This is a genomic window from Pseudomonas sp. S2_F03 (assembly GCF_054668335.1).
This window is the reverse complement of record NZ_CP162759.1, coordinates 4,589,051-4,605,910: the sequence shown is the minus strand read 5'-3', so window position 1 is coordinate 4,605,910 and position 16,860 is coordinate 4,589,051. Positions and strand designations below refer to the sequence as shown.

General features: G+C 57.5%; 16 protein-coding genes and 3 pseudogenes. 8 read left to right on the top strand and 11 right to left on the bottom strand.

From position 1 onward, the window contains the following. Positions 1–288: 288 nt before the first annotated feature. From AB4N76_RS21530 to AB4N76_RS21510, 5 genes are read right to left on the bottom strand one after another with little or no spacing between them, the layout of a single operon-like run. Positions 289–687 carry a hypothetical protein gene (locus AB4N76_RS21530; protein WP_046033346.1) on the bottom strand — a complete coding sequence of 133 codons (399 nt, stop codon included), beginning with the start codon at positions 685–687 and terminating at the stop codon, positions 289–291. Continuing rightward, positions 687–1,301, bottom strand: coding sequence for a hypothetical protein (locus AB4N76_RS21525; protein ID WP_460163494.1), 615 nt, complete (start codon positions 1,299–1,301; stop codon positions 687–689). Before AB4N76_RS21525 ends, AB4N76_RS21530 begins: the two co-directional genes overlap by 1 nt. After that, positions 1,249–2,940 (bottom strand): hypothetical protein, encoded by a 1,692-nt coding sequence (locus tag AB4N76_RS21520; RefSeq protein ID WP_460163493.1) that lies wholly within the window; start codon positions 2,938–2,940, stop codon positions 1,249–1,251. The genes AB4N76_RS21525 and AB4N76_RS21520 overlap by 53 nt, the downstream gene beginning before the upstream one ends. Beyond that, positions 2,912–3,130 (bottom strand): hemagglutinin repeat-containing protein, encoded by a 219-nt coding sequence (locus AB4N76_RS21515; protein ID WP_460164629.1) that lies wholly within the window; start codon positions 3,128–3,130, stop codon positions 2,912–2,914. Before AB4N76_RS21515 ends, AB4N76_RS21520 begins: the two co-directional genes overlap by 29 nt. A 26-nt stretch (positions 3,131–3,156) precedes the next feature. Then, entirely contained in the window at positions 3,157–3,372 is a 216-nt protein-coding gene (locus AB4N76_RS21510) for a hypothetical protein (protein WP_460163492.1), read from the bottom strand. A 293-nt stretch (positions 3,373–3,665) separates the two neighbouring features. On the opposite strand from AB4N76_RS21510, the gene AB4N76_RS21505 reads away from it, so the two are divergent. Continuing rightward, positions 3,666–3,941, top strand: a complete 276-nt coding sequence (locus tag AB4N76_RS21505; protein WP_046033344.1) for a hypothetical protein — start codon at positions 3,666–3,668, stop codon at positions 3,939–3,941. A 68-nt stretch (positions 3,942–4,009) separates the two neighbouring features. Here the strand turns inward: AB4N76_RS21505 and AB4N76_RS21500 are convergent. After that, positions 4,010–5,355 (bottom strand): annotated as a pseudogene (locus AB4N76_RS21500) (DEAD/DEAH box helicase). A 192-nt stretch (positions 5,356–5,547) separates the two neighbouring features. Here AB4N76_RS21500 and AB4N76_RS21495 point away from each other — a divergent pair. Continuing rightward, positions 5,548–6,846, top strand: coding sequence for a mechanosensitive ion channel family protein (locus tag AB4N76_RS21495; RefSeq protein WP_460163491.1), 1,299 nt, complete (start codon positions 5,548–5,550; stop codon positions 6,844–6,846). Between the two features lie 137 nt (positions 6,847–6,983). Here the strand turns inward: AB4N76_RS21495 and AB4N76_RS21490 are convergent, their stop codons facing one another. Then, complete coding sequence (locus AB4N76_RS21490; protein ID WP_223522432.1) at positions 6,984–7,628, bottom strand: hydrolase; 645 nt, start codon at positions 7,626–7,628, stop codon at positions 6,984–6,986. A 158-nt stretch (positions 7,629–7,786) separates the two neighbouring features. Here AB4N76_RS21490 and AB4N76_RS21485 point away from each other — a divergent pair, with 158 nt between their 5' ends. Continuing rightward, a complete protein-coding gene (locus AB4N76_RS21485; protein WP_046033340.1) occupies positions 7,787–8,674 on the top strand; it encodes a LysR family transcriptional regulator in 888 nt (295 codons plus the stop codon). A 45-nt stretch (positions 8,675–8,719) separates the two neighbouring features. Here AB4N76_RS21485 and AB4N76_RS21480 read toward each other — a convergent pair whose 3' ends face one another. From AB4N76_RS21480 to AB4N76_RS21465, 4 genes are all read right to left on the bottom strand, one after another. Further along, the gene (locus AB4N76_RS21480) at positions 8,720–9,232 is read right to left on the bottom strand and encodes a MepB family protein (protein WP_460163490.1); all 513 of its coding nucleotides are present in this window, start codon (positions 9,230–9,232) and stop codon (positions 8,720–8,722) included. Further along, on the bottom strand, positions 9,229–10,107 hold the full coding sequence (locus AB4N76_RS21475) for a carboxylate/amino acid/amine transporter (protein ID WP_460163489.1): 879 nt from the start codon (positions 10,105–10,107) through the stop codon (positions 9,229–9,231). The genes AB4N76_RS21480 and AB4N76_RS21475 overlap by 4 nt, the downstream gene beginning before the upstream one ends. A gap of 350 nt (positions 10,108–10,457) precedes the next feature. After that, on the bottom strand, positions 10,458–11,057 hold the full coding sequence (locus AB4N76_RS21470; RefSeq protein ID WP_460163488.1) for an FMN-dependent NADH-azoreductase: 600 nt from the start codon (positions 11,055–11,057) through the stop codon (positions 10,458–10,460). A gap of 231 nt (positions 11,058–11,288) precedes the next feature. Further along, a complete protein-coding gene (locus tag AB4N76_RS21465) occupies positions 11,289–11,618 on the bottom strand; it encodes a hypothetical protein (RefSeq protein WP_046033336.1) in 330 nt (109 codons plus the stop codon). Positions 11,619–11,666: 48 nt separating this feature from the next. On the opposite strand from AB4N76_RS21465, the gene AB4N76_RS21460 reads away from it, so the two are divergent. The 5 genes and pseudogenes from AB4N76_RS21460 (at position 11,667) to aqpZ (ending at position 16,846) form a co-directional block, all read left to right on the top strand. Beyond that, a complete protein-coding gene (locus AB4N76_RS21460; protein WP_046033335.1) occupies positions 11,667–12,590 on the top strand; it encodes a LysR family transcriptional regulator in 924 nt (307 codons plus the stop codon). Between the two features lie 14 nt (positions 12,591–12,604). Further along, a pseudogene (locus tag AB4N76_RS21455) lies at positions 12,605–13,410 on the top strand (alpha/beta fold hydrolase). A 3-nt stretch (positions 13,411–13,413) separates the two neighbouring features. Beyond that, the gene (locus AB4N76_RS21450; RefSeq protein WP_046033333.1) at positions 13,414–13,971 is read left to right on the top strand and encodes a peptidylprolyl isomerase; all 558 of its coding nucleotides are present in this window, start codon (positions 13,414–13,416) and stop codon (positions 13,969–13,971) included. 93 nt (positions 13,972–14,064) lie between these two features. After that, a pseudogene (locus AB4N76_RS21445) lies at positions 14,065–15,895 on the top strand (ABC transporter ATP-binding protein). A gap of 252 nt (positions 15,896–16,147) precedes the next feature. Continuing rightward, positions 16,148–16,846, top strand: a complete 699-nt coding sequence (gene aqpZ, locus AB4N76_RS21440; protein WP_046033331.1) for an aquaporin Z — start codon at positions 16,148–16,150, stop codon at positions 16,844–16,846. Positions 16,847–16,860 lie beyond the last annotated feature (14 nt).

Below are 16,860 nucleotides of genomic sequence, written 5' to 3'. Positions count from 1 at the left end.
GCCGGTGGTGGAAGGGGCAAGTTTTTTCCCTGTTAAGCGGCCAGCGGTTGCCGGCACACGTCTTTGAGGCTTCCAGTTATCACCAGTGTGTCGGCAAGGGAGGTGAAGACATGAGTAAGCGCACATTAAACCTCCTCCACAAATAGATTCGGGTAGCTGTGATGTTGGACTAAAAGGGACACCCGCCGGTCTCAAGTCAAGGCTAAAACCAAAAATAAAAATAAAAACAAACCCTCCTCCCTTTTCTTTTCACTACAGTCAAATATCTTCCTTAGGTAGATCACCAATTTACGAAGCAAAAAACAAACCATTTTCATCGATCCAAATCACACCCGGAATTTCATAAAAATAAATCGTCAATTCGCCATCGCACTCAGACACTACTCCTTCCGGCCAACTTTCCTTTAAACAAGATACGATCTGTTTTGCGTCCAAATCCCAGTGAGACCTTTTATCATCAATAGAAAATTTCGGATGCGGATTATCTGGAGAGATGTAGCAATCAGCACCTGGCTTAATGAACTTTATTTTCCCATTAACGAGCAGATATTCAATCATGTAAAAAAAGGCATCTTTTTGCTGATCAAAAGTCAAACCAGGATTCCATGAACCAATTGCGCTAAAAAGAGCGGACAACCACAAACCAAACGAATCGCGCTCTATTTCCTTAACAAATTTAATATTCATTACGGGTTTCCTATAAGAAATTTTATTTCTGGATTGTATGTAGTACCTGCCGCTGCCTTAGGGATGTCAATAGTCCAAGCAGGACCAGTTTGACCGGATGATGACGAGAAATTTCGTAGAGTAAAATTCCCCTCAGGAGTACTAACAACATATATATCACCCTTCCCAGAAATAGTACGAGGAGGAGGCAAGGAGGTGGATCCTGTTAACTCCGAAAAATACTGCTTAATTTCCACATCAGTCGCACCGGAGAATATTTTAGCATTGCCTGAGTTTGGAAGCTCAATGAGAGAGCGGTTTCCAATTTGAATACCACTTCTAGCGCTGGCAGAGCTAAATAGCTCCGCTAATTCCGTGCGGCGATTTATGTATGGAATGCCTTTTGCTTCATCGATCACTTGTGGTGGCGAATCGCCCTCTTTCGGAGGCATGACGCCATCCTTCGGCGGTGTTACATCGATTTTCGGCGGAGTAACCGTTGTCGGTGGATCAAGCACTGGCACATCCGAATCCCGCACAACGCCCTGCAAATTACTAATCTTGGTTTTGATGACATTGATATCAAACGACGCGCCCATTTTTTTGACGGTGTTGACGGAGACGTCGATCCCCATTTCCGAAAGTCTCAACGCGCTGGCTGCAGAACTGCTCCCCCCCGCCAAGCATGAGCTGTGCGACAAGCGCAATCACCTGTCCCATTTGGTTGCCGAGGTTTTCCGCATTGGCATCGCCACCTTCGACGACTGCTTTTGCAATCTGATCAAGTTGTGACTTGAGCGCTGCAGCGACTGCATCACCTAACAACGCTCTAGCTTCCTTGGAGGATGCAAACTCCACGGCGGCATCAAAACTTCGCTCCGGGTCGGCCATGAGCGAAACGGCACTGTCCAGAGTCCCTAAGCCCGCACCGGCCATTCCGTCCGTGAAACCTTTGAGAACACCCGAACCGGTCAGTAAATCCTGGCGCAAAGAAGTGATCTGCCACTTCCCAGCGATAGCCAGTTTTTTGAGGATATTGGGTTCTGCATCAATTTCTTTCTTTGCCTGAACATATTGCTGCGTCGCCAACCAGTTGTTATCGACGTTCGCCGTCGCCGCGTTGTTCGCGGTAGCCGCACCGTTCGGGTTGCTCATGGCCGCAATACCGGTCACCAGGCTGGTGATGATGTTGCGTTTGGCTTCACGCTCTACAGCGGTTTCGTTCGGATCGGAGTCTGCGAACAGCCCCGCCAGTAAGCTGGCGGCCGAACCACCCAAGGCGCCGGCCGAGCAACTCTGGTTGCTGGCAGCAGCGCCGGCACAGCCAAGAATCGCATGCAGGGCCGCGTGTTCAGGGCTACCTTCCTTCAAGCCCTTTTTCACCAGTTCGCCGATGTACGCCGAGCCTTGCTGCTGGACGTAGTTGACCACCATGTTTTGCGCGAACTGGGCGCCGCTGCCGGCCACATTGCCACTGATACCAGCAACCAGCGCTGTTGCGATTTGTCGGTAGGTGCCGCCTGCGCCCCAGTTATCGCCGATTTCCTTGATCTGCTGAGTGAGCGCCCGATAATTTTCGAGGTGCTTTATTCGAACGTCGTCATTCGAATTCCTATCAATCGAGGCAGCCAGTTCCTGATCGGCCAGTTTCTTCTTGGTATCAATTTCCCGCGCGCGACTCTCAATGTACTGCGATACGTTCTGCACAAACTTGCCAACAATCTCAAAGTCCACGCCGATTTCTTGCGCGTCGAAGATCGGTTTGAGTTCGTTAGTGCCGTCACGATCGCTGGAGACATTGGTATTGATCGCGGCAATAGCTTGCTCGGCCGTCTGACCGGTCAACTCCTGCTGCTTGACGGTATTGGTGATGGTGACGGCTGCGCCACTGATCCCGCTGCGGGTGGTGCTGCGGGAGCTATCGCCGGCGAACAGGACGATCGGTGTTGTTGAGCTCACGCCGTTCTTACTGGCAACGACGGGACCACCTCTATTGGCCGTCGCGCTGGCATTACCGTTTGCATCACGGCCCATGTCGCCGCCGTAACCGCCGCTGAGGTTGATGCTGCTGGCGTCGTAATCAGCCTTGTTTTTGATATCGGAAGTGGTCAGTGTCCCGGTGCTCAGGGTGTTTTGGCCGTCGGCAACCGCTTTGTCGGTACTGGCGATGATCGCCCCGACCAGATCGGTATTGCCGGTAACCTCAACCTGGAAACCGCCATCACCGGCCTTGATGCCCGATTGTTCACTGACACTGGCGTAATCGCTTTGCATGTGTTGCTGGGCGATGCCGCCGCTGACGCTGCTGGTGCCAACACAGAACGGTGGAACGCACAGACTCACCCCCAATGTTGGCGCTCGACTGCTGCGATTTGTAGGTGCTGGTGTCCTGCAAGCTTTCGATATTGAGGTCGCCGCCCACCTTGACCTTGACCGTCTCACCGCTGGCGACCGCGCCCTTGATGTTGGTGTCACCGCCACTTTGCAGGTTCAGCGTATGGCCGGACTTGGCTGTACGGGTTTGGCTTCCTTGCCGGGCAATTCCTTGAGTTCTTCGAGACGCCGGCGCTGCTCTTCGAGCAGGCGATCTTGACGTTCGCGGATGAGATCCGTATCACCTGGGGTGGTGACAGCATTAGCAAAATTCAGCGGAGAAAGGCACAGCAAAGCCAGGCACAACCTCGCCACAAGGGCGGGTGAGTACATGTTCGATCCCTCGAAACGGAAGGTGACGGCAAAATAGTGGCGCACTATTAGTGAGCCATCATCCTGACGTCAAATAATGGATCCATTCGAAAAGTATGGGGGACGAACGGTAGAGGTAAAATCGGGCGCTTCCGACCGGTATGCAGGATGTTTCTTGATGCCATGAAGAAAAGTGACGGCCAGAGTGACGGCATTTCCGAATGCGTATTTGTCCTACAGAAGCAACGGTATGAACTTTCCGAACAGTGCAGCCTCAACCGTTTAACCGCCCAACACGGATACCGAGGCCCCCCATGAAAACCCTTCTGACGCTAACTTTCGCCACCACCCTCGCCTGCGCCCTCCCCGTTTGGGCCTGCACCCCCGAGGAAGCCACCGCCAAACGCGAGCAACTGGCTCAGGAAGTGGCCAGGCTCACCGAGCAGAATCCGGCCAAAGCCAAAGAGATCAACGACGAGTTGCAGAAGATGGACCTGGGCACAGCCGCCAAGGATTTGCCGGATAAATGCCAGTTGATTGATCAACGTTTGAAAGAGTTGCAGACGGCGGACAAGAAAGCCGAGAGCTGATCGATACAGGAATTTCGAGCATAAAAAAACCGGACATCCGTCCGGTTTTTTTGGGTCACGACATCGGCTTATTCAGCAGCCGGCGCTTCCGGCTTGCGGCGCTTGAGCGGCGCCATGCCGTCCTTGCTGACCAGCGACAGGGCGTCGGTCTTCGGGCGGTTGGCGATTTTGCGCTTGGTCGGGGCCTTGGCGCCGGTTTTTTTCTTGTCGCCTTTGGCGTCGACTTTTTCTTCTTCACGCCAACGGCTTTGCCCGAGGCCTTGACCTTTTTCGGTCCGCCGTAGGTGCCTTTGACTTCCTTGATGGTGCGGCGCTCGAAGCTCTGCTTGAGGTAGCGCTCGATGCTCGACATCAGGTTCCAGTCGCCGTGGCAGATCAGCGAGATCGCCAGGCCTTCATTGCCAGCGCGGCCGGTACGACCGATACGGTGAACGTATTCGTCGCCGCTGCGTGGCATGTCGAAGTTGATCACCAGGTCCAGGCCTTCGACGTCGAGGCCGCGAGCGGCAACGTCGGTGGCGACGAGGATTTTCACGCCGCCCTGCTTCAGGCGGTCGATGGCCAGTTTGCGGTCTTTCTGGTCTTTATCGCCGTGCAACACGAACGCTTTGTATTCCTGCGCCACCAGACGACCGTAGATGCGGTCGGCCATGGCCCGGGTGTTGGTGAACACGATGGCCTTCTGATAGGTCTCGTTGGCCAACAGCCAGTTGAGGATCTGCTCTTTATGCACGTTGTGGTCAGCGGTGATGATTTGCTGACGGGTAGTCGCGTTCAGGTCGCTGACGTTGTTGACCTGCAAGTGCTCAGGGTTGTTCAGCACTTTGGCGACCATGTCGCGTAGGCCCGAACCGCCGGTGGTGGCGGAGAACAGCATGGTCTGCTGACGGTTGGTGCACTCCTCCACCAGACGCTGCACGTCTTCGGCAAAGCCCATGTCGAGCATGCGGTCGGCTTCGTCGAGCACCAGCACTTCCACTTCTTTCAAGTCGAGGTTACCGGCGTTCAGTTGCTCGATCATCCGGCCTGGCGTGCCGATCAGGATGTCCGGCACCTTGCGCAGCATGGCAGCCTGGACCTTGAAGTCTTCACCGCCGGTGATCAGACCGGATTTGATGAACGTGAACTGCGCGAAGCGCTCGACTTCCTTGATGGTCTGCTGAGCCAGCTCGCGGGTCGGCAGCAGGATCAGGGTCTTGATGCTGACGCGGACTTTCGCCGGGCCGATCAGACGGTTGAGGATCGGCAAAACGAAAGCAGCGGTTTTGCCGCTACCGGTTTGCGCTGTCACCCGCAGGTCACGCCCTTGGAGCGCCAGCGGAATAGCCGCTGCTTGCACTGGCGTTGGCTCGACAAATTTAAGCTCGGCCACGGCTTTGAGCAGGCGTTCGTGCAGGGCGAATTGGGAAAACACGGGTGCTACCTCGAAGAAATACAAAAAAACAGCTGCATAGGGTAACGGTTTCGAGCGCTCAGGCCGAGTTTCTTTATACAAACGACAGTAAACAGTGGCTTTTTGTTGCCTGATTTGTCTTCAAATGTCATCCCAAGTGTCTTAAATGCTCTAATCGCCCCATCGCGTCCTACAGGAAAATCGTTTTAGCCCATGGATATCAAACAGCTCTGGCTCAACGCCCAAGACCTCTGGGGGGCCCTTGATCAGCACCCGCTCCTGCATTCAAGCCTGGCATTGGTGTTGTTACTGGTCATTGCGCTAGTCCTCGGACGAGTGGCGCGCTTCCTCATTCTTCACGCCACCAAAATGCTGGGTCGTCAGCCGGCGCTGCACTGGATCAACGACTTTCTGCACAACAAGGTGTTTCATCGCCTGGCCCAGATAACGCCGTCGCTGGTGATTCAGTTCGGCCTGCACCTGGTGCCGGAGTTGAGCAAGAGCAGCCAGAACTTCCTCGGCAATGTGGCGCTGTCCTTCACCATTCTGTTCCTGCTGCTGGCGTTCAGCGCCCTGCTCAGCGCCTTGCTGGACATCTACGCGCGCACCCAATACGCCCGCACCCGCTCGATCAAAGGCTACGTGCAACTGGCGCAGATGGTTTTGTACGTGCTGGGCGCGATCATCATTGTCGCCACCCTGATCGACCGTTCGCCGCTGTTGCTACTCTCGGGTCTGGGCGCCATGTCGGCGGTGATTCTGTTGGTCTACAAGGACACGCTGCTGTCGTTCGTGGCCAGCGTGCAATTGACCAGCAACGACATGTTGCGCGTAGGCGACTGGATCGAGATGCCGCAAGTCGGCGCTGACGGTGACGTGGTCGATATCACGCTGCACACCGTGAAAGTGCAGAACTTTGACAAGACCATTGTGTCGATCCCGACCTGGCGCCTGATGTCCGAATCGTTCAAGAACTGGCGCGGCATGCAGCAATCCGGGGGGCGACGGATCAAGCGCAGCCTGTTCATCGACGCCAGTGGCGTGCGTTTCATCCGCGATGATGAAGAGCTGAAGTTGTCGCAGGTGCATTTGCTGACCGATTACATCGGCCGCAAACAGGCAGAACTCAAAGCCTGGAATGAAGCACAGGGCAATGTGGCGGCCATGGCGGCCAACCGGCGGCGGATGACCAACATCGGCACCTTCCGCGCTTACGCATTGGCGTATTTGAAAAGTCACCCGGGGATCCAGCCAGACATGACGTGCATGGTCCGCCAGATGCAGGCCACTGCGCAGGGAATCCCACTGGAAATCTACTGCTTCACCCGCACCACGGCGTGGGCCGATTACGAGCGGATTCAGGGGGATATTTTCGATTACTTGCTGGCGGTGCTGCCGGAGTTTGGCTTGAGTCTTTATCAGCAGCCGAGTGGTGGGGATTTACGTGCCGGGTTGTTGCCCGCAATGCTGGGCGCAAGCCACATCCCCGGACCCGAAAAACACATCATGTAAACACCACAGAACCCAATGTGGGAGCGGGCTTGCTCGCGAAGGCGGTGTGTCAGTCAATGTAGATGTCGACTGACACTTCGCCTTCGCGAGCAAGCCCGCTCCCACAGGGGTTTGCATTTGTTTCCAAGGTTGGCGGGTTACTTGACCTGACGCTGCGGCGCCTTGTGCACCATGGTGTAAGCGTAATCCACGCCCATGCCATACGCACCGCTGTGTTCCAGCACCAGGCCCATCACGGCTTCGTAAGTGTCTTTGTGTGCCCAATCGCGCTGGTACTCAAGCAGTACCTGTTGCCAGGTCACCGGCACCGCACCGGCCTGAATCATCCGCTGCACCGACATGTCGTGCGCTTCCTTGGTGGTGCCGCCGGAAGCATCCGTGACGATGTACACCTCGTAGCCTTCTGCCAACGCTTCCAGTGCCGGGAAGGTCAGGCAGACCTCGGTCCACAGCGCCGCAATGATCAGTTTTTTACGGCCGGTGGCTTTCACTGCATCAACCAGCGCCTTGTCTTCCCAGGAGTTCATCGAGGTGCGCTCGATCGGCTTCTGATCCGGGTGAACAGCCAGCAACTCAGGCCAGATGTAACCGCTGAAGCTTTCAGTTTCGACCGAGGTGTAGATGGTCGGAACGTTGAAGATCTTCGCAGCCTTGGCCAGACCGATTGTGTTGTTCTTCAGGGTCTGACGGTCGATCGACTGCACGCCGAACGCCATTTGTGGCTGGTGGTCGATCAGGATCAGGGCGGAGTTGGTTGGATTGAGCAGTTCACGGATAGACATGGCGCGTTCCTTTTGATGTCGATATTCAGGTGAGTAATGAGTGAGTCGACCTTGCCGTCAGAGGCTTTGTTGTCGGCTTGGATGTCACTTTAGGGGCTAGCCACAAAAGGGACAATTACCTAAAATCGAGAATCATTGATTCTAAAATAGGGACAATCATGGATCGCATCGAATGCATGCGCGCCTTCGTCGTCACGGTCGGCGAGAACGGCTTCGCCGCCGCTGCCCGGGCAATGGATGTGCCGCGATCAAAAGTCAGCAAACAGATTCAGGCGTTGGAGGAAGCCATCGGCGTGCAACTGTTGCAGCGCACCACCCGCAGCCTGCACCTGACCGAGGCGGGCGCCGAGTACTTCGACGCGGCACGCGAGGTGCTGGCGTCGCTGGACGAGGCTGAACAGCGAGCGCGTAATGGCATTGGCGAATTGCGCGGGGTGTTGCGGGTCAATGCGCCGATGTCCTTCGGCTTGCGCCGGCTGGGGCCGCTGATTCCGCTGTTTCATGAACAGCACCCGAACATCGAACTGCAACTGGTATTGAGCGACCAGCAAGTGGACCCGGTACGCGGTGGTTTCGACGTGACCATCCGCATCGCCAGCCTGCCGGATTCGACGATGATTGCCCGGCAACTGGCACCGGCACCACGAATCATGGTGGCGTCCCCGGCTTATCTGGCACGTGCCGGTATACCGCAGACCCCGCAAGACCTGCGCGCCCATCAGTGCCTCAACTACGGGTACCTGCAAAGTGGCGTCAGCTTGCAGCTGTGCAATGGCACGGAAACTCAACGGGTCAACGTGACCGGCCCCTTGCATGCCAACAATGGCGACTTGCTCGCTCAGGCGGCCGAGGCTGGAATGGGCATCGCTCTGCTACCCAACTTTATCGTCGAGGATGCGCTGGCCGCTGGCCGCCTGGTGCCGGTGATGTGTGAATGGCAGGCGCCCGCGATCACGATCAACGCGGTGTACCCTTCGGCACGTCGAGTCCCGCAGAAGACCCGGACGTTTATTGAGTTTCTGGTGACGCAGCTGGCGGAGAAATAACGCAGATTCCCTGTGGGAGCTGGCTCGCCCCCACAGGGCAAGTGTCTATTTTCCGAAGAGTCGGCGCACCTGCTCCGCGTCGGCGCTACCGTTCTGCTCAAGCGCGACGAAATACTTCAGCTGCCATTGCTGCGTCTTGATCGCCTGTTTTGCGACGGGCCTGGCCCAGGGCGGGTAGACACGAATTGCGCGTTTGCCACCGTTACCGTCAATCGACATGACCCCTTTGGCGACCAGAATCTTCTGATCGAACACGAACTGCCCGCGGAGCGTGTCATCAGCAACGCTCACCACCACAAAGGCGACGCCATCGCCGGTGTCGAACGGTGCAATCTCGCTGGTCGACGTCGGCCGCTTCCATAGCGTAACGAACTGGCCAATCTTGGTTGGCGTGGTTTTCGCCACACGGAAGACCACTCCCTGATGATCGAGGCCAAGGCGACAGGCTCCGTACTCGGTACTCTCCAGCTCGCGTTGAGCCTGCTGCGTCAATGCCATGCCTGCTGGCTTGTACATCTGCTCAATGGCGGCGGCTAGTTCGTGTGGAAGGTCCGTCACGGTCGCTCCCGCATCGCCTGAATGTCTTGTCTGATGCCCAACCGGCTGACCCACACCGCCAGCAAAATCACCGATCCTCCGAGAAACAACCGACCCAGCTCTTCATGCTGATTCCAGATCAGCAGATTGATCAACAACCCCACCGGCACGTGCAGGTTGTTCATCACCGCCAGCGTCCCGCCACTCACCAGGCAGGCGCCCTTGTTCCACCAATACAAACCCAGCGCCGTCGAGACCAGGCCGAGGAACACCAGCACGCCCCATTGCAGCGGCGCTTCGGGCAGGAAGTTTTGTTTGCCAAACAGCAGGAATGCCGGCAATGCCACCGCCAATGCCCCCAGGTAGAAGTAACCGAATCGCCGGTAATGCGGCAGATCGCTCGGATGGCGGGCCACCAGATGTTTGTAAAGCACCTGGCCGGCAGCGTAGGTGAAGTTGGCCAGTTGCAGCAGCAAGAACCCCATGAAGAAATCCGGGTTGATCCGGTCGTAGCGAATCACCGCTGCGCCCATCACCGCCACCACTGCGGCAATCAACGCCCACGGATTGAAACGTCGGTTCAGCGCGTCTTCGATCAAGGTCACGTGCAATGGCGTGAGGATGGTGAACAGCAACACTTCCGGCACGGTCAGTACCCGGAAGCTCAGGTACAGGCACACGTACGTCACGCCGAACTGCAACGCGCCGATCAACAGCATGCCGCGCATGAACGCAGGCTCCACCGAACGCCAGCGCGTCAACGGAATGAACACCAGTCCCGCAAGCACTACGCGCACCAGTACCGCGAAATAACTGTCGACGTGACCGGCCAGGTATTCGCCGATCAAACTGAAGGAAAACGCCTGGATCAGCGTGACAAAAAGTAGATAGCCCATGCTCGCCTCATTTCGAATGGCGGCGACGATAGCGGGTTTTACCCGTCACAGCGAATCGTCAGGCGACACACAGCCCTGTAGGAGCTGAGCTTGCTCGCGATGAGGGGGCCACATTCAACATGGATATCGGCGGGTACACCGCTATCGCGAGCAAGCTCAGCTCCTACAGGGTTATGTGTGTGCCCATCAAATCGCGGGCAAAAAAAAAAAAGCCCGATCTCGCTAAAGCGTTCAATCGGGCTACAGCACTCAGGAGCAAAAAGTGCAAAGGGAGGTTCGATGCGCGTAAAACCGTGAAGGGGTTGCGCCAGGTCACTAGACCATCCAGTGATTATCTGGCGATTAAAGGATCAGGCGACCTGAGAAAGCTTGGCGTTGGCCTGGTTCAAGCCCTTCTCCTGGAAGTCGCCGCCCAGGTTCATGCCTTCGGCATGAATAAAGGTCACGTCGTGGATGCCGATGAAGCCCATGACCTGACGCAGGTACGGTTCCTGGTGATCCGATGTGCTGCCTGCGTAGATCCCGCCGCGAGCGGTCAGCACGTAGGTACGCTTGCCGCTGAGCAAACCTTGCGGGCCGGTCTCGGTGTATTTGAAGGTCACGCCGGCACGCAACACATGGTCGAGCCAGGCTTTGAGCGTGCTGGGAATAGCGAAGTTGTACATCGGTGCGGCCATGACCAGCACATCGGCGGCCAGCAGTTCATCGGTCAACTCGTTGGAGCGTTCCAGTGATGCCTGTTCGATGTCGCTACGTTGCTCAGCCGGTTTCATCCAGCCGCCCAACAGGTTGATGTCCAGGTGCGGCACCGGGTTGACGGCCAGGTCACGAACAGTGATCTGGTCAGCCGGATGGGCGACTTTCCACTGGCTGATGAAGGTCTGGGTCAGCTGACGGGAAACCGAGTCTTGCTGGCGGGCGCTGCTTTCGATGATCAGAACGCGTGACATAGGTTGTAGGCTCCATCTGAGAATGCTGTAAGTCGATGGAGTGAAGATTAAACAGAGTCAAATCGATGAAAAAGCGCAAATAACTGCTATAACCCATCAATAAATTCGTTTATAAGCTGAGCATGCCCTTGCAGGAGCTGAGCTTGCTCGCGATAGCGGTGTGTCATTTAATTTGATGTCGGCTGACACACCGCTATCGCGAGCAAGCTCAGCTCCTACAAGAGATTGCAGTCATTTCGGGGTGCAGGTCAGCTCAATACGCAGCTTGATAATGCTACGGGTGAACTTCGCGGTGGCGTTTTTGTGTTTGCCGGCAGGCACATCGATCGTGCGCGTACGCGGTGCTTCCGGGCCATTGCTGAAAACCGCCTTGCAGGTAGCATCGACGTCGCCGTAGTTAGCCACCCGGATGGAGCCGATGTCGTTATCCGTATCGAAGGTCTCGTAATCGATCTTCAAGCCGTTGAGTTTTTTCTGCACATCGATCGGATAAGCAAACGCCGTCAGCGGCAGCATCGCCAGCAGCACACAACCCGATACCACACAGCAAAGCTTTTTCATTCAGCAGTCTCCAAAAGGGCTGCCAGCTTAGGACAAGAGGAGCCATTCATGAAAGCGCCCCGCGTGACCCTTGATCAATGGCGAACATTGCAAGCCGTGGTCGACCACGGTGGTTTCGCCCAGGCCGCCGAAGCGCTGCACCGTTCGCAATCGTCGGTGAGCTACACCGTGGCCCGCATGCAAGACCAGCTCGGCGTGCCGCTGTTGCGCATTGACGGTCGCAAAGCGGTCCTGACCGAAGCCGGCGGCGTGTTGCTGCGTCGCTCCCGGCAACTGGTGAAACAGGCCAGTCAGCTCGAAGACCTGGCCCATCATATGGAGCAAGGCTGGGAAGCCGAAGTGCGGCTGGTGGTCGACGCGGCATACCCAAGCGCCCGCCTCGTCCGCGCCTTGACCGCGTTCATGCCGCAAAGCCGCGGCTGCCGGGTTCGCCTGCGTGAAGAGGTGCTTTCGGGCGTGGAGGAAGTTTTGCTCGAAGGTGTGGCCGACCTGGCGATCACGGGATTGAGCATCCCGGGTTATCTGGGAGCGGAGTTGAGCGACGTAGAATTCGTCGCAGTGGCCCATCCCGAACATGCGCTGCACCGCCTCAACCGTGAGTTGAATTTCCAGGACCTGGAAAGCCAGATGCAAGTGGTGATCCGCGACTCCGGTCGGCAACAACCGCGCGACGTCGGCTGGCTTGGAGCCGAACAGCGCTGGACCGTCGGCAGCCTGGCCACCGCCGCGACGTTTGTCAGCAGCGGCCTGGGGTTCGCCTGGCTGCCCCGGCACATGATCGAACGAGAACTCAAGGAAGGCACGCTCAAGCTGCTACCGTTGGATCAGGGCGGCAGCCGCAACCCGAGTTTTTACCTGTATTCGAACAAGGACAAACCCTTGGGGCCGGCGACGCAGATTCTCATTGAACTGCTGCGCACCTTCGACACCGCACCGCTGGACGCGCCTTTCGCCGCCCCTGAACAAGCCTGATAAGGAGTATCTGCATGGCCTATTTCGAACATGAAGGTTGCAACCTGCACTACGAGGAATATGGCCATGGCACGCCGTTGCTGCTGGTCCACGGCCTGGGTTCCAGCACGCTGGACTGGGAAATGCAGATCCCTGCACTGTCTGCGCGCTACCGGGTGATCGTCCCGGATGTGCGTGGCCACGGTCGCTCCGACAAGCCCCGCGAGCGCTACAGTATTGCCGGTTTCAGCGCTGACCTGATCGCGCTGATCGAACATTTGAACCTCGGCCCGGTGCACTACGTGGGGCTGTCGATGGGCGGCATGATCGGTTTTCAACTGGCCGTGGATCAACCGCAATTACTCAAGAGCCTGACCATCGTGAATAGTGCGCCACAGGTCAAATTACGCAGTCGCGACGATTATTGGCAGTGGTTCAAACGCTGGAGCCTGATGCGCGTCCTCAGTTTGGGTACCATCGGCAAAGCCCTCGGCGACAAGCTGTTTCCGAAACCGGAACAGGCGGACCTGCGACAAAAAATGGCCGCGCGCTGGGCAAAAAACGACAAACATGCTTATCTCGCCAGCTTCGATGCCATTGTTGGCTGGGGAGTCCAGGAACGACTTTCGAGGGTCTCCTGTCCAACCCTCATCGTCAGTGCCGACCGTGATTACACCCCGGTTGCACTGAAGGAAACCTATGTAAAACTGCTGCCCGATGCGCGGCTGGTGGTGATCGCCGATTCGCGCCACGCCACCCCGCTGGACCAGCCCGAACACTTCAACCACACACTGCTCGAGTTTCTCACCGCAGTCGACACCACCCCACTCAGGATCACTGACCCATGCTGAAAAAAATCGCCCTCGTCGCCGGCTCCGTGCTGTTTGCTGCCAACCTGATGGCTGCGACGCCTGCCAAGGCGCCGCACGTTCTGCTGGAAACCACCAACGGCCAGATTGAAATCGAACTGGACCCGGTCAAGGCGCCGATCAGTACCAAGAACTTTCTTGATTACGTCGACAGCGGCTTCTACAACAACACGATTTTCCACCGTGTGATTCCTGGATTCATGGTCCAGGGCGGCGGGTTCACCCAACAAATGCAACAAAAAGAAACCAAGGACGCGATCAAGAACGAACACAAGAACGGTCTGGTCAACGTTCGTGGCACCTTGTCCATGGCACGCACCTCGGCGCCTGATTCGGCCACCAGCCAGTTCTTCATCAACGTCAAGGACAACGATTTCCTTGATCAGGGCGATGGCTACGCAGTGTTCGGCAAAGTGGTCAAAGGCATGGACGTGGTCGACATCATCGTCAACTCGCCGACCACTGTACGTGGTGGCATGAAAGACGTGCCGGCCGACCCGGTCCTCATCAAGTCGGCCAAGCGCATCGACTGAGACTAAGCTGGACAGGGATGTCAGAGCCGTTGCCGGTTTTGCCGGCAACGCTCAAACCGTTTAAAGGAGAGCCCGTTTACGGGCGAGAAACTGATGCTTTATCGCCGTTTTGAACAACTGATCGACGTGTTTCGCGACGCCCCGACGGCCGCTCCGCCGGATCGCGTTCTCCTTTTATACCTACTACCTCAAGCAGGTCTGGCCAAGCTTCGCCGCCCTGCTGATCGTCGGCCTGTTCGGCGCACTGATCGAAGTGGCGCTGTTCAGCTACCTGAGCCGCATCATCGACCTCGCCCAAGGCACGCCCGGTGCCGACTTCTTCAAGGAACACGGCATTGAACTGGCCTGGATGGCCGTGGTGGCGCTGATCCTGCGCCCGGTGTTCGTTGGCCTGCATGACTTGCTGGTGCACCAGACCCTGAGCCCCAGCATGACCAGCATGATCCGCTGGCAGAACCACAGTTATGTGCTCAAACAGAGCCTCAATTTCTTCCAGAACGACTTCGCCGGGCGCATCGCCCAGCGCATCATGCAGACCGGCAACTCGCTGCGCGATTCGGCCGTGCAAGCGGTGGATGCGCTCTGGCACGTGCTGATCTATGCGATCAGTTCGCTGGTGTTGTTTGCCGAAGCCGACTGGCGCTTGATGATCCCGTTGCTGAGCTGGATCGCGGCGTACATGGGCGCGCTCTGTTACTTCGTGCCACGGGTCAAGGATCGTTCGGTGGTCGCCTCCGATGCACGCTCCAAACTCATGGGGCGGATCGTCGACGGCTACACCAACATCACCACGCTGAAACTGTTCGCCCACACCAACTTCGAACAGCAGTACGCCAAGGAAGCCATCGAAGAACAGACGGTGAAGGCCCAACTGGCCGGTCGCGTGGTCACCAGCATGGACGTGGTCATCACCAGCATGAACGGCTTACTGATCGTCACCACCACCGGCCTGGCGCTGTGGCTGTGGACGCAGTCGCTGATCTCCGTGGGCGCGATTGCCCTGGCCACTGGTCTGGTGATCCGCATCGTCAACATGTCCGGCTGGATCATGTGGGTGGTCACGGGCATCTTCGAAAACATCGGCATGGTCCAGGACGGTTTGCAGACCATCTCGCAACCGGTCAGCGTGACCGATCGGGATGAGGCCAAACCGCTGGCCGTCGCCCGTGGCGAAGTGCGTTTCGAGCACGTGGATTTCCACTACGGCAAGAAGAGCGGGATCATCGGCGACCTCAACCTGAGCATCAAGGCCGGTGAAAAGATCGGCCTGATCGGGCCCTCCGGTGCCGGGAAATCGACCTTGGTCAACCTGCTGCTGCGTCTGTATGACGTGGAGGGCGGGCGAATCCTTATCGATGGCCAGAACATTGCCGATGTCGGCCAGGAAAGCCTGCGCGAGCGTATCGGCATGATCACCCAGGACACGTCGCTGTTGCACCGTTCGATCCGTGACAACTTGCTGTACGGCAAACCCGACGCCACCGACGCAGAGCTCTGGGACGCGGTCCACAAGGCCCGCGCCGACGAGTTCATCCCCTTGCTGTCCGATGCCGAAGGCCGCACCGGCTTCGATGCGCATGTCGGTGAACGCGGGGTGAAACTCTCCGGGGGTCAGCGCCAGCGTATTGCGATTGCTCGCGTGCTGCTCAAGGATGCGCCGATCCTGATCATGGACGAGGCCACGTCGGCACTGGATTCGGAGGTGGAAGCAGCGATCCAGGAAAGCCTGGAAACCCTGATGCAGGGCAAAACCGTGATTGCCATCGCTCACCGACTTTCGACCATCGCCCGGATGGACCGGCTAGTGGTTCTGGAAAACGGCAAGATTGCCGAAACCGGCACCCACGCCGAACTGCTGGCCCATGGCGGGTTGTATGCACGGTTGTGGCAGCACCAGACCGGAGGCTTTGTCGGCATCGATTGAGTCTTGTTCTCACCACAGATCCTGTCTGATCGTTCCCTCGCTCTGCGTGGGAATGCAGCCGGTGACGCTCCGCGTCACTGGACGCAGAGCGTCCCTTGAAGCATTCCCACGCAGAGCGTGGGAACGATCGGCCCTCGGCTACCTGCTGGAATTCTCTTGAAACCCTGCTGTACTCAGCCAAGGTTCTGGTGATGGTTCTGCAGTCCATCTGCTGGATGCGATAGGCAGTAAAACCTCGAAAGGGCACGCTCTATGTCTCTATTCAAACGTTCAGCGACAGAGTTGGTTGGTACGTTCTGGCTGGTGTTGGGGGGGTGTGGCAGTGCGGTGCTGGCCGCCGCTTTCCCGGAGGTGGGGATCGGTTTGCTGGGGGTGTCCCTGGCGTTTGGGTTGACGGTGCTGACCATGGCGTTCGCTATTGGCCATATCTCCGGTTGTCACCTTAACCCGGCCGTGTCATTGGGGTTGGTAGTCGGTGGACGCTTTCCCGCCAAGGAGCTGCCGGCGTACATCATTGCGCAGGTCATCGGCGGGATAATTGCAGCCGCATTACTGTACTTCATTGCCAGCGGCAAACCCGGTTTCGACCTGGCCGGTGGCCTGGCATCCAACGGTTATGGCGAACATTCTCCTGGCGGCTATGCCATGGCGGCAGGGTTTGTCTGTGAACTGGTGATGACGACGATGTTCATCCTGATCATCCTCGGCGCCACCGACAAACGCGCCCCCGCGGGACTGGCCCCCATCGCCATCGGCCTGGGGCTGACCCTCATCCACCTGATCTCGATCCCGGTCACCAACACCTCGGTCAACCCGGCGCGCAGTACTGGCCCGGCACTGATCGTCGGCGGCTGGGCGATTCAACAACTGTGGATGTTCTGGGTGGCGCCACTGCTGGGCGCGATAGTCGGCGGTGTGCTCTATCGGTGGCTGGGCAAGGAAGACACTTAAGGCCTGGGACGAGG